General features: G+C 45.5%; 8 protein-coding genes. All 8 read left to right on the forward strand.

Features of this window, described 5'->3' with window-relative positions; genetic code table 11:
• Window positions 1–23 precede the first annotated feature (23 nt).
• The 8 genes from H8706_RS03860 (at window position 24) to H8706_RS03895 (ending at window position 12,269) form a co-directional block, all read left to right on the forward strand.
• On the forward strand, window positions 24–707 hold the full coding sequence (locus H8706_RS03860; RefSeq protein ID WP_262431646.1) for a hypothetical protein: 684 nt from the start codon (window positions 24–26) through the stop codon (window positions 705–707).
• A 15-nt stretch (window positions 708–722) separates the two neighbouring features.
• Window positions 723–1,907: a leucine-rich repeat protein gene (locus H8706_RS03865; RefSeq protein WP_262431569.1), complete on the forward strand. Its 1,185-nt coding sequence runs from the start codon at window positions 723–725 to the stop codon at window positions 1,905–1,907.
• 14 nt (window positions 1,908–1,921) lie between these two features.
• Window positions 1,922–2,452 (forward strand): hypothetical protein, encoded by a 531-nt coding sequence (locus tag H8706_RS03870; RefSeq protein ID WP_262431570.1) that lies wholly within the window; start codon window positions 1,922–1,924, stop codon window positions 2,450–2,452.
• Between the two features lie 24 nt (window positions 2,453–2,476).
• A complete protein-coding gene (locus H8706_RS03875; RefSeq protein ID WP_262431571.1) occupies window positions 2,477–3,802 on the forward strand; it encodes an SPFH domain-containing protein in 1,326 nt (441 codons plus the stop codon).
• 23 nt (window positions 3,803–3,825) lie between these two features.
• Complete coding sequence (locus H8706_RS03880; protein WP_262431572.1) at window positions 3,826–4,998, forward strand: HEAT repeat domain-containing protein; 1,173 nt, start codon at window positions 3,826–3,828, stop codon at window positions 4,996–4,998.
• A 21-nt stretch (window positions 4,999–5,019) separates the two neighbouring features.
• Entirely contained in the window at window positions 5,020–5,862 is an 843-nt protein-coding gene (locus H8706_RS03885) for a TMEM43 family protein (RefSeq protein ID WP_262431573.1), read from the forward strand.
• A gap of 2 nt (window positions 5,863–5,864) precedes the next feature.
• Window positions 5,865–6,440 carry a hypothetical protein gene (locus tag H8706_RS03890; protein ID WP_262431574.1) on the forward strand — a complete coding sequence of 192 codons (576 nt, stop codon included), beginning with the start codon at window positions 5,865–5,867 and terminating at the stop codon, window positions 6,438–6,440.
• Between the two features lie 168 nt (window positions 6,441–6,608).
• Entirely contained in the window at window positions 6,609–12,269 is a 5,661-nt protein-coding gene (locus tag H8706_RS03895) for a dockerin type I domain-containing protein (protein ID WP_262431575.1), read from the forward strand.

The following is a 12,269-nucleotide window of genomic DNA, read 5'->3' on the forward strand; positions in this document are numbered from 1 at the left end:
AAGTCAAGGGGCATATAGAATATATGAAAAGGCAGAACAGACTTTTTGAGGAGGTCTATTCCAAAGAAGGAAAGAAAGACACATACCCTTCGTCGCTCAAGGAAATGGGCATTGAATTTTGCGATGATTTGGGAATGTTTCGGATTTTGCACAGAAGCAACACGGGCAGAGGCAAAATGAACGAGCTTTTCCGCTACGATCAGGTGGCAAGCTATGAGGAATACATAGATGAAACACCGGCAACCGAGCCGGGAAAAAATCCTGAATTTAAGGAATGTGGATTAAAAATCAAGCTTTTGGGCGGAAATATGAGCAAGGTTAATACAGACAACAAAAAAGGTCTTCGTCCTCATCCGTATATTAAGCATGAAATTAAAGTTTGTTTCAGCAAAAAAGACCGTTCGGATTTGCAGTATGCACACAATGCAAAATGCAAGTTTGATTATATTTTCGGCGTTCACGATGATGAAAGAGGCTTGTTCGGCTTTGGCAGAAGCAAGGCAGAAAAAAGAGAGGATGCGGCAGCGATTGGAATGGCGGCGGCATTCGGAACGGCTTTTAAGGCTGCAACAAAAGGCGAGGAAGCCGTAACGGAGGCGGACAAAGAAAAACTGAAGGAAGGCATAAATGCTATGAACGACGCAGCGACCGGCGGCATGGCGGTTTACACAAGACGTGCGGACGATGCGGAAGCCAAAATAAAGTAACGGGAGGTGCAAAACGTGAAAAAACTATCGTTATTGCTTGCAGCACTGCTGATCTTAAGCAGCACTGTTGTCAGTGCGGAATGGGAAACATTCAAATCGGCAGACGGTATGTATGAATACACAAAGGATGGAGTAATTACCGCTTATTACGGTGATGAATTTGCCTTTTTCCCGGCAGAAATAGACGGAACAATAATCAATGAAATCGGTGTTATGGCTTGTTTTGACTTAGGACTTGAAGCCATATCCGTTGCCGAAGGAATTGAATTGATAAACACAAATGCATTTGAAGGCTGCAATACCGAAAGTGCATATATTCCGTCAAGTGTGAAAAATATCGGTGAGCGCGCTTTTGCCAACTGCGCAAATCTTAATGAGGTTACATTGAATTCAGAGGAAATAACGTTTGATTTTGATGTGTTTGCCGGAACCGGATTTATACAGTTTTATATCCCGTGCACGGCAGATGAGCATGTGATGTACGAAAAAATATCCGACGCAAAGGGTGACGGGAATTTTAGTTTTTCACTTATGCATACTGCGCTTGTTGAGAGTATGACGGAAAAGGATATTTTCGGTGAAAACATGATATACTGCGAGGACTGCGGCTTTAAAGGAAGCAAATATCTGGAGGATACCTCTCTGCCGTTTGCGGACATATCGCCGGACGCATGGTACTATTCTTATGTGCAGACGGCGTACAGCTTCGGCATCATAAACGGGAAAAACAAAAGGGAATTTGACCCGAATGCAGGGCTTACCTGCGCGGAGGCAGCCAAAATTGCCGCGGTAATTCACAATAAAAGCCAATACGAAAGAGAGGAAGTTGAATTCCAAATGACCGGTGAAAACTGGTATGATGTTTATGTGGATTATTGCTATGACAATGCAATACTTGAAGATTATATTATCTTCGATTGGGAGGAAAACGCAACGCGTGCACAGATGGCATATCTGTTTTCGCGGTGCGACACCAATCCGTATTATATAAACGATGTTCCGATAACCGATATTCCGGACGTTTATGACACAACGCCCTTCGCATATGAAATTTTAGACCTTTATAATAAAGGAATTGCGGTGGGAAGCGATGAATACATGGCGTTCTATCCGGATTCACATGTAAAACGCAGTGAAGCGGCGGCTCTTATTTCGAGAATTCTTTGCTACGATATGCGGATTGAATTGCCGAAAGGGTGATTAAGGTGAGGCTGATGAAAGCAATTGCGATATTTGCGGTTATTGCCGGTCTTTTCGGATGCAGGGCTCCCGGAGAAAAACCTTTTATATTGGACGGACCGGGCATGGTGTATGTTGACAGTGAGCATCGTACAGAATACGCAAATACTCTTCCGTTCGATGAAATCGAGGACTATCCCTATTGGGCGGTCGCATATCTTGGAGAGGGAGAAACCGGCAAAAATACGGCAAATGAATATATAGAAAAACTTTTTTCAAAGCTTTCAGAGGAAAAATGCCGGGCAATAAGTCATTATGATTACGGCGGAGAAAAATGGTATCTTGTTATTCCGCGGTACGGAGATGAGAACGAGCTGATTCAAAACGGCGACAAGAAAAATTTGCAAAAAGCAGATGACGGCACACCGTATATAATAAACTGCGGCGGCGATGTTGAAATTTATATCGTCATACGCGGCGGACACAAAATCACGCTTGATACGGATGAAAACGACAGGCTGATATGTACCCCTGATATATGGGATATAACAGACTATAAAGAATAAAAATTTTGAGAGGAGAATATAATTATGGGACTTTTAAAGGCGGGCGCAGGCGCTCTTGGCGGTGTTTTGGCTGACCAGTGGAGAGAATTTTTCTACTGCGAAAGTTTAGATGCCGACACACTTGTGGCAAAAGGTGAAAAACGAGTGGGAAAAAGAAACTCCAACAAAAAGGGAGACGACAACATTATTTCGAACGGTTCTGTCATTTCGGTAAACGAAGGGCAGAGCATGATTATTGTGGAATCCGGAAAGATTGTTGAATTCTGCGCAGAAGCCGGAGAATTTGTCTACGATAATTCCACAGAGCCGAGTATTTTCTGCGGCAGCTTAGGCGAAAGCATTAAGCAAAGCTTTCAGCAGGTCGGAAAGCGTTTTACTTTCGGCGGCGAACCGGGCAAGGATCAGAGGGTTTATTATTTCAACACAAAGGAAATTACCGGCAATAAATTCGGCACCTCCTCTCCCGTTCCGTTCAGGGTAACGATAGATGAGTCCATGAACTATAAGCTGTCGGTGGATTTAAGGTGTAACGGTGTGTATTCCTATAAAATAGCCGATCCTGTTATGTTTTATACAAACGTAAGCGGTAATGTGGAATATGTATACAGCCGTTCGGAAATTGACGAAATGTTAAAGAGCGAGCTTCTGGACGCTCTGAGACCGGCATTTGCGCAAATTTCGGCAATGAAAATAATGTATTCGGAAATACCGGCACATACAAAAGAGGTTACGAAGGCGCTTGCCGAGGAACTTAAAGCCGAGTGGAAGGAAAAACGCGGAATCGAGCTTTTCGCCGTAAGCATTAACGGTGTATCCATCCCCGAGGACCAGAGAAAGAAGATTACCGAGTGGGAGGAAAACGTTATGACAACCAATCCGAATATTGCGGCGGCGCGCATTGTCGGCGGGCAGACAGACGCTATGAGAACGGCAGCGGCAAACGAAGGCGGAATGGGTGCAATGGGCGGCTTTTTCGGAATGAATATGGCGCAGAACGCAGGCGGTATGAATGCGGGCAATCTTTTTGCGATGGGTCAGCAGCAACAGCAGTCTCAGCAGCAGGCACAGCAGCCTCAAGCGGCAGGCTGGAGCTGTGAATGCGGTCAGACGGGCAATACCGGGAAATTCTGTATGAATTGCGGAAAACCGCAGGCATCGCCCGACGGCTGGACGTGTTCGTGCGGAACGGTCAACAAGGGTAGGTTCTGCCAAAACTGCGGGAATCCGAAACCTGCGGGCGCACCGACCTATAAATGCGATAAATGCGGCTGGGAGCCTGAAGATCCCAAAAATCCGCCGAAATTCTGTCCGGAATGCGGTGACATATTTGATGATAATGATAAACAATAAAATAATGGGAGGAACTTTATATTATGAAAAAAATATTAGCGTTAATTTTAGCAGTAGGAATGGTATTTTCGCTCGCTGCGTGCGGCGGTGAAAAAACCGGAAAAGGCACCGAAACAAAGCAGGAAACCAAAAAGATTGACTACGCAAATATGACAGAGGACGATCTGATAAAAGAGTTTATTAAAGATGAGCAGAATATAACCTTGGATGAATTTATAGACCTTGTTTCTACATATTCATATGCAACAATCAACAATAAGCTTGAGCTTGATGAAAATATAACAGACAAAGCAATAAAAAAGCTTAAAGAAAATAAAGCAAAGCTGCCGGCGGCAAAGGAATTTGTTGAGCCTCTTTTAAAAAGTGACGCACCGCAGGTAAGAGGCTATGCTTTTTCAAACATCGCCACATTTTTCGGGGCAAGTGATTCGCATAAAGCGTCGGCAAAGGAGATTCTGAAAACCGAAAAAGAGCCTTATGTTATTAAATGTGCGGTAAAAGCTCTTGGAAATGAAGGCGGCAAGGATGCAGAAATCGGCAAATTCCTGCTTGATGCGGCAAAGAATGAAAACGCAGTTGTAAGAAGGCAGGCGGCGGTTGCTCTCGGAAGCACATGGAACAAGACTCTTAACGGAGCGGTTGATGCAGAGATTGAGCTGATGAAGGATCCGGATAAAGAGGTTCGGAAAGCAGCGTATGAGTATGCCGGTCTCCTCGGTGATGACAGGGTGGTTGCGCCTATCTCGGAAATGCTGAAAAACGAGGCTGACGCAGACCTTCATTCAAGCGGTGTAAGAGGTCTTGTTTGGCTGTGGTATGATTATCCGTCGCACGAAAACACAAGCGAGGCGGCATACAGAGCCACGATAGACTACTTTAAAACCACACCGGGCAGCGACAAAGTTCCCGCATGGGCAGCTGTGACAAGCTTTACAAACAAATCCGAGAAGAACTATGACGCATGGAAGGAAAAAGCAACATATTTCAATACAGATGAGCTTTATGAAGTTATGCTCGGACTTGTAAAAAACGAAAATTTAGGACGTATGACGCGCGGATATGCCTGCAAACCCGTTGCGGTGCATTGCACAAAAGAGCAGTTTGAAGCGTTTGGCGAGGTTATAAACGCTCTTACCGATAAGAATGCGAAATTTATACAGGACGAGTATCAAAATCAGGCAAAAAAGCTTGAATAGCTGCAGAACGGAGGAATGACTATGAAAAAAATAATCGGCGTTATACTGATTATAGGAGGCATTTTCTTTGCTTTGCTTGCTGTAAAAGCTCTTGTGTCAGCACCGCAGTCCTACGAGAAAATCAGAGCTGCGGCAACGATTAAGGACGGCAAGCTTACTCCCGAAAACGAAGGGAAGCTTGTGGTTGTCTCGGGAACGCTTAAACCTGCCGAACAGCTTCAGGATCCCATAACTGGTGTTAAGCTTCCTGGAGTAACGGCGAAAAGAACCGTTTGGACTTATGAACGGGATACCAACAGCGATGATGAACAGGTGTGGGACTGGAAGCCTGAGAATACCGACTACAGCGAAAAGGCAAATTTCGGAATCAATGCCGAAATACTTACAACAACTATGCTTGCCGCGCCTACATTACTCGGTGAGTTTAAGGTGGAGAGCAACCTGCTCAATCCGATTATAAGAAACACGGAATTTAAGCAATATGACGAGAAGAGCCTCAATGCGGGCTGGAAGGTGCTTTCGGGCGGAAGAGAAAGCAGCTACTGCGTTTCAAAAGAAAATTGGCTGCCGAAAAAATCAACAGGTACATACTCAACGACGGGATATGGAGCTCAAAAAATATCCTACGGTATTGTTTCGCCCGACGATCCGCTCGAATATACGGTTATCGGCGTACAAAAAGGCGATACCCTGATAAAGAGCGAAGATGTAGATTCTGTTACAACCGTTAAGGGAATTATGACGGCGGAAGAATTTGCCGAGGAGAACAAAAAAGGTGTGCGCGGCGGCTCGATTTTCGGTATCGTGGCAGGAATATTGCTTGCAATAATCGGTGTTGGAATGATGGCATTCCGGAGGCAGTGAAAATGAAGACGAATACAAAATTATTCTCCGGAGGCGGAACCTATATTTCAAAAGTGGCAATTGCAAGGCTTACATTAAAAAAACACATACAAATGATTATAGGCGGATTCTTCACAGCGGTTTTTCTGTTCGGAATTATTTCGGGGGTTACGGGGTATAACGAAGAACTTCGTGATAACTTGATTACCAATATAGTCATGCTTGTTCCGTCCGCACTCCTTTTGTTAAACGGCATTAAAAACGGCACAATGGCGGCGCGTGCATATCGCTACAACTCAATCTTTATGTGCGATATTGACGGCACGGTGACAATTGACGAGCTTGCAAAGCAATCCGGAAAACCGCCGTTCAGGGTGCTTTCCGAGCTTGATAAGCTTTTTGATAAAGGAGTGTTCTGTGACTGCACTCTGCAAAAGCAGGGATTGCCCTGCGTGATTCTTTCGGGCAGAGAAAACAGTAAAACAAGCTTTGTTAACGTTGTATGCGAAAAATGCAACGGAACAACAAGGATCCGCGCCGGAAGCTCCGGTAAATGTGAGTATTGCGGAAATGCAATCTCAAGCCGCAATATCGGATAAATGCAAAATCCAAAAGAAAGGAGATGCTAAGTTATATCGAAAGATATTAACGCAGACACAGAAATCTGAAGTTCGGATTATACTGTTATGTAATCCGATACATTCCGGCAAATTTTGCAGAGGAATGTAAAATATCACATCAAAAGAATGAAAGGAGGAAACAGCAAAATGAAACGATTGCGAAAAAAACTGGTGACAGCACGAATTTTGGCATTTGTTACGGCGGTTGCAATGCTTTCGGGTATTGGAATAGCTGCTTCTGAGGGAAATAGCGCTGATTCCATTGATGCGTCTGAGAACACTGTTATAAGCGAAACGGCACAAGCGCCGGAATCGCCGACTGCGGCGGAACCGCCTGAACTGCCGACTGCGGCGGAACCGCCTGAACAAACGGCAGAAGCGGAAACAACAGAAGCGCCTGAGGTGCCGACGGAGTCTGATGTTCCGGAATTTCCGAAAGTGTCTGACATGCCCGAAGCAATGGAGATGCCGGAATTTCCGGAAGAAGATGAAACGCCGGATGTGTCGGGAAATATTGTTGAATTTGGCTCACTCAACCAAGAAGAAGCGCAGACGCCGATGATGGCGTCGATGGGGGCAAATTCGGGTGACATGGCTCTTGCAGCGGACGATTATTCTCAGTGGATTAACATCGGAAACCACAAAGCACCCGACGGCACCAATTACAAAGCAGACTCAAAATTTTGGTATGAGGGCATGGTGCTGTGTTTGGAAAGTGAAAGCGCCGATGCAAAAATCCGGTTGCAGAGCGACATTTCTGTGGAAGAAAATTTCTTTGAAAACGAAAAAAATAATTGGATAGTCGATGTTAATGTCAAGCGTAACAAGGTTATTGACTTAAACGGCAAAACTATTTATATTAAGCCCTATCAATATGATAAGGATAACACTTTTTTCTACGGCAAGAATTTTTCCACCGGTATTGCAAAGCATTATACCATGTTCAATATCGGAAACGGTTCCAAGCTCACCATTGTGGACAGCAAGGGCGGCGGCAAAATCAGGTGCGACAGTTGGCTGCTTTCCGAAAAAGATATGGACGATGCGGAAACAAGCTGTGTGGATATGTTCAATGTTTCGTCCGGCGGCGAGCTGTTTATCAACGCCTCCGGTGCAGAGTTTGTTTGCGGCCGCTCGAAAAAGCAGTATCTTTACGCTGCTTCCTGCAACGGTCCCGATAATGAATATTGCTATGACGGTTATGCCCGGGGTCAGGTTAACGGCTCTGTGGTCGTAGCAGGCGAAAACAGTAAGGTAACCGTGGTTGGCGGCTCTCTTTTGGCGAGGGGCTACAGCCTGACACCGAGTACCGGCTGGAAGCCGAGCGGCGGCGCAGAAAGTGTGAAAAAATGTGCCGTTTTCCAGGTGGCAAAGGGTGCGGAAATCAACATTACGGACGGATATTTTAAAGGCTGCGGCGGCGCTGATGTGTTCCAATATTGGTATAGTGACAAGGACAAAATCAGCGTGAATATCAAAGCGGGCACATTTGACACCCACAAGGTTGATAAAGTGGTTATCCAAGGTCATCTCTCATCCACCACTGATATACCCAACGCATTCAAGGGGTTATCAAGAGATAACTATATGCCCGGCAGATATGGTGATGTGAACATCCTGAAGGAATGGGTGAATATGGATGAGGCCGACCTTATCTATGGCGGCGAGGAGCTCACCGAGGAGGACGGAGACGCAACCGGCAGCAAAAAAACCGTTATAAAACCCAAAACCCAGAGCAAATATTTCAACAGTGATTCGCGGGTTGAAATCGAAAACCACACCTCCGACGGTTCTAAGGAGTATAACCCCAACGAAAATATACCGTATTATGTCAGTGCCAAGTATACTCCATATTACTCTTTGAAAGAGGAGGAATGGCTGGCTTATGACTATCAGAACAGAACCGATCGCACTATCAAGTGGTATTACACTCTTTATAAGAGCCTGGGCGACTCTCCGCTTTCTGCAGAGCTGGAATCCACTGCTCCAATCTGTAATCTGAATGATTTGCGAACTAATAAAGGCGACAAAATCACCTATCAGAACGGGCAGATGTATCAGCTCAAAATGCGGGTGGAGGAAAAATGGGTCGGACACAACACCTACACCAGGTCCTTCGCCGGTACGTATATGTTTTATGTTTCCGACGCACCGGTAGGCGAGGTCACGAAATTTATGAATTTTGAGGTGAAAACCACAGTCACGGGAACGGGAGAACCGCAGAACTTTGAGTCTTTTCCCGACGCCGCAACAATAAGCAAGCTTCAAGAAATGGGCATCAAGGATGACACAGAAAGCAGTTATGATTATCGGTATTATTACCTTGATGAATTCGGTAAAACCGTGTACACCAAGTGGATTGACTACGGCAGCGGAAAACCGCCGGAAGCCCGTTGGGCATTTGCGCCGCTTAAGCCCGGTCCCATAGATTTGCGCCTGGGTCTTTTGATTCCCGGCAACGGCGGAGAAGGCAGCTACACGAAGATATATAAAACCGTATTCGCTATGCCTTCTATCAGTGTTTGGCGCGAAGGTTCGGGAGATACAGAATTTGTGACTCCCGACCGCAACGACGTTGTTTATGCAATAACGGGCATGAACGTCACCTTAAATCCCGGGTTAGAGTTTTTAAATGAGCTTGACTTAAAAGACCCGCAAACAGGGAAAAAGCTAACCGTTGCCGATGTGGAATGGGAGTTTCGTGAATTGAGCGGGACGGGATATGTGCCTCTTGACGTCGACGTGGATAATAACGGCTGCTGCTCCGTTGATCGCAGCGGCACCTATCGTGCAAAATTCACCTACGATGGCAGAACATGGTATAGTCCAAACCCGATTTTGCTCTCGGGCAAGAACTATGATAACAACAGAATGCCCTATATCACCGGCAAAAACAGTCACACATCCTGGTCAGACCCGCATGTGCTGCAAATTAACCTGAATAAGGATGCCAACTGGTATACCGTAACGGAATATTGGCTGAAAGCGAAAAGTCATCCATATGGCGCCAGCATCGGCAGCAGCCAAAAAAAGTGTGACAGCAACGGCAGTTTGGATATCAAAAAGTTCTTCAGCGGAACAACGACCGCGGATAACTTTAAGCCCGGCGACTATACCTTTGAGGCATTTGTTTATGGAATAGACGGAGACGGACACAACTATCGGATGAAATCCGAGCCATTCACTGTTCGGTTTGAGAAAGAGTCCACCGACACCGCAATTCGCATAAACGGCGAAACCGTATACGATCCGGCAAAGGCTAACTCTTTTTGTATTCCATACACCGTGCCGGCAGGAGTGAGCAATTTGGACTTTGAACAGATTACGTGGCCTGCCGACGCAACTATTGATGTGAACAGAAATAACCGATTTGAGTGGTATTCAAAGGATCCGGACATTATTCAGATCGACAGCAAAACCGGAAAAGCCGAGGTTTTGCGCCCGGGAACAACTGAGGTTGGTTTTCATATTTATGAGCCGGACGGCATTGTTTTGGGTGGCACGCAGCTTCGGATTGATGTGCCGATTGCCGGTTTTGAAATAGAGCCAATAGACTACGCCGCTCATATTGGAGAGTCTTACATAAACCTGAAACCGAAGGTTAAGGCGGTTTGGGCTGCCAGCGGTTTGCGAATCACCGAAAATACGGATCAATATTTGGATTTCGACATCAGAAGCTGGTCCACCAGCGCTATGTCCGGTGCGGATATCAACAAAATTCAGTATAACGATTATCTGAGGTTTAATTATCGGGTGTTCACCAAGAACGGCTATTTCTTACCGTTGCAAAGAGACAGTGAATATGGCGGCTATGTTTACTACTGCGTGAACGCAGATGCCTTGGAAATTAAAGGCTTTACGGGTGATGACAAGGTATACAAGGCAAAAGAGATTGGTGCATATGCCGCCTATCAGGGGGGCAGCGAGAATTATTGGGCGCGAACGTTTTGTTATAAGGAAACCGGCGTTTATGCCTTTGAAGAGGGCGATCCCGCTATTTCAAAGCTGTGCATCCCGACAACCGTATTTGTCAAAGATCCCAATACCACATATCTGGAAACAGTGAATATCACAACTCGTGAGCCGGTTAAAAACGATTATCGCTATGAGGGCGATGACTGGAAAAATGGATACTACACCACCTATCTAAACGGAAACATAAGCTCTCTCAGGGGGGTTACCGATGTAAACGGTGAAGAGCTCTGGGGATATTCAAGCAGGGTTTCTAAGCTCACGGAGCCGCCCAAAGGCAGCGGCAATCCCTATGAAGATGCAAAAGGCGAGAGTTCTCTGGAATGGTGGAACGGCGTGATAGAGCCGGTTTATGATGATAAACAAAAGCCCACTGCACGCTATACCGACGGCACTTATTTCAACGATGTTACTATGGAGCTTGCGTGGAAGGATACTGCAGCCGGGCAGAAGTTCGCCGTTGACCCCAACGCCACCATTTATGTGAACGGTCATGCTATGAACAACGTCACTATCTACTATGATTTTCAGTTTGACGAAAGTTTGCACACGGCTATTTATTTCAAGTATTATTTTGACGTGGGAAGCACTGAGTCATACACCTCTGCCACTGTGAAGGGAATCTGCGATCCCCGAATCGGCGAAATGCCCACTCTTGTGGAGGAAACTTATGTGGAAGAGTCAGAAGAACTGTATGTTTCCAAGCTTATCTGGTTTGTGGATAAAAACGGCAACCAAAAATATGATTCCGGTGAGGAGTGCCGCATTCGATACGACAGTGAGGGAAATTATGATTCTGCCAACAGCGATTTGACTGCAAACGGCACCTTCCGTGCAGACAGAAAATACAGCGTGTTTGTGGAGGTATCCTCCGAAGGAGGACGCATTGCAAACGGCGGTATATTCCAGCTGTATATGACTTTGGATAACGGTGCGAACGCTTTGCTCTCCGTTGACAACTCCACCGGCGGTGCATACCACTATAATAAAAGCACAAACTTAGTCGGACGTTTTGACGCAACATTTATAAAGGACGACCCGATGGCATTTTATCGGTTCAACGAGTATCCCGGTTATGACGCAGACGGTTTCGCGTCTTCATCATACTGGGTTAAGGATGTGGAGACGGGGGAAAGTATGTTTGGTAAATCGCTGTTGCCCGGAAAGAAATATGAGTTTGATGTGATTTATGTTTCCTCCGATTCATGCCGGTTTGCAGATGACTTCACAGTTACTGTGGATGGCGCTCAGCTCACCGACGGTGTGACCTTAGAGGCGGACAGAACTCGTGTTAGAATTCAGTATTCCTTCACTCTGAATTCCAATGGAACGAAGGTTATCGGAAAGACGGTAAGTTATAACCCAAATAATCCGCCGATTGTTGAATTAAGACAGAATGGAGTCAAAATTTATGATGCGGTTCTTGACGGCGGCAAGGCGGTCGGTGATAAAATAACGCACGAATTCACCTTTGACACGGTAAATGCCGGCAAATATGACCTTGTTGTCATAAAAAGCGGACATTTGTTATACACTGTAAGAGGTATAGAGGTGAGCAACAGTGACATAGACCTAAAGACTCACGCAAACGAAAAAATCAGCACAATCACGCTGTTGGCGGGTGATGTGAACGGCGATGGAAAAATAAACAATCTCGACTATGCTGTTGTGCTGAATCCCTTAAACTTTAATAAGGGATATAATTCTCCGAGTGATGTGAAAGATATATCGGCAGATATTAACGGAGATAAAAAAATTAACAATTTGGATTATGCTATTATTCTTAATCCGATACATTTTAATAAGTCTTGTGATGTGTGTACATTAACGTACTAA

Source organism: Qingrenia yutianensis (genome assembly GCF_014385105.1).
GTDB classification, from domain to species: domain Bacteria; phylum Bacillota; class Clostridia; order UMGS1810; family UMGS1810; genus Qingrenia; species Qingrenia yutianensis.